The sequence below is a fragment of the Aequorivita lipolytica genome (assembly GCF_007997135.1).
GTDB classification, from domain to species: domain Bacteria; phylum Bacteroidota; class Bacteroidia; order Flavobacteriales; family Flavobacteriaceae; genus Aequorivita; species Aequorivita lipolytica.
Genome location: NZ_VORU01000037.1, coordinates 1 through 1,335 on the forward strand (window position 1 = coordinate 1; position 1,335 = coordinate 1,335).

Below are 1,335 nucleotides of genomic sequence, written 5' to 3' on the forward strand. Positions count from 1 at the left end.
GGGACTATCTCATAAAGTGTGTAAGTTAAAAATTAGCGGGGGCATGCCCCCGCTAATTTTTTGTTTAATTTTAAATATTTACACCTTATGAAGAAAGATGATTTAATTTCAGATGATTTTCTGAAGCAGTTCAAGACCCACGAAGAGCTCACAGGCTTTTTGAAGCAGATCCAGAAACGTGGGATCGAAAAGATGTTGGAAGGCGAGCTCGACGGCCACCTTGATTATGACAAGCACCAAAAGTCCGGTGGTGGCAACGTGCGCAACGGACACTCCAAGAAGAAAATAAAAACTTCCTTTGGCGAATCCGAGATTTCTGTTCCCAGGGACAGGGAGGCCTCGTTCAATCCGATGATCGTCCCAAAACGGGGCAATATGGTTGATGGCATCGAGAACGTCATCGTATCGCTCTACGCCAAGGGAATGAGCAACAGCGATATCGAGGAGCAGATACGTGAGGTCTATGACTTTGACGTATCCACCTCGACCATATCAAGGATCACCGAGAAAGTATCCGGCGATATAATCGCTTGGCAGAACCGTCCCCTGGAACCTGTCTATCTGATCGTCTGGATGGACGGCATCGTGTTCAAGGTACGCGAGAACTCCAAGGTCATCAACAAGACTGTCTATATCGCTGTTGGCCTGCGCCGTGATGGAAAAAAGGAAGTACTGGGGCTATGGCTCGGCAAAAATGAGTCGGCCGCTTTCTGGATGAGTGTTCTCACCGATATCAGAGCGCGTGGAACCGAAGATATACTTATCACGGCCACCGACAACCTGAACGGTTTTACCGATACCATCAAGAATGTGTTCCCTGAGTCCAAGACCCAGATCTGTGTGGTTCACCAGATACGCAATGCTTGCAGGTACGTTGTATGGAAGGACAAGAAAGCCTTTACAGCAGACATGAAGCATATTTATAACGCGCCCAATCAAGAAGCGGCCAAGGTGGCCTTAGAGGATTTTGCCCAAAAATGGAACGATAAGTATTCCTATGCCGTCAAGAGCTGGCGGGACAACTGGGAAGAGCTCACGGTTTTCTATGAGTTTCCCCTGGAGATCAGGAAGATCATCTATACCACAAACCTTATCGAGAACCTGAACGGGAAGATAAGAAAGTACACAAAGAACAAACTTTCTTTCCCAACGGACGATGCCGTGATGAAATCAGTATATTTGTCAGTGCGAGAAGCAACCAAGAAATGGACCATGCCTATAAGGAACTGGGGCATCATTTTAAATCAGTTCCTAACGATCTATGAAAAAAGGGTCAGACTTTAAAAAAGTCCAACCCCTGTTATTTTTAACTTACACACTTAGCGGGATAGTGTC

1 protein-coding gene is annotated in these 1,335 nt (G+C 46.2%); it reads left to right on the top strand.

Annotated features, from left to right (window positions below; genetic code table 11):
• Positions 1 to 87: 87 nt before the first annotated feature.
• On the top strand, positions 88 to 1,284 hold the full coding sequence (locus ESV24_RS15170) for an IS256 family transposase (RefSeq protein ID WP_111817165.1): 1,197 nt from the start codon (positions 88 to 90) through the stop codon (positions 1,282 to 1,284).
• Positions 1,285 to 1,335: the final 51 nt, after the last annotated feature.

Coding starts and splice junctions, on each gene's coding strand:
- ESV24_RS15170 (WP_111817165.1), top strand. CDS start 88: ATGAAGAAAGATGATTTAATTTCAGATGATTTTCTGAAGCAGTTCAAG.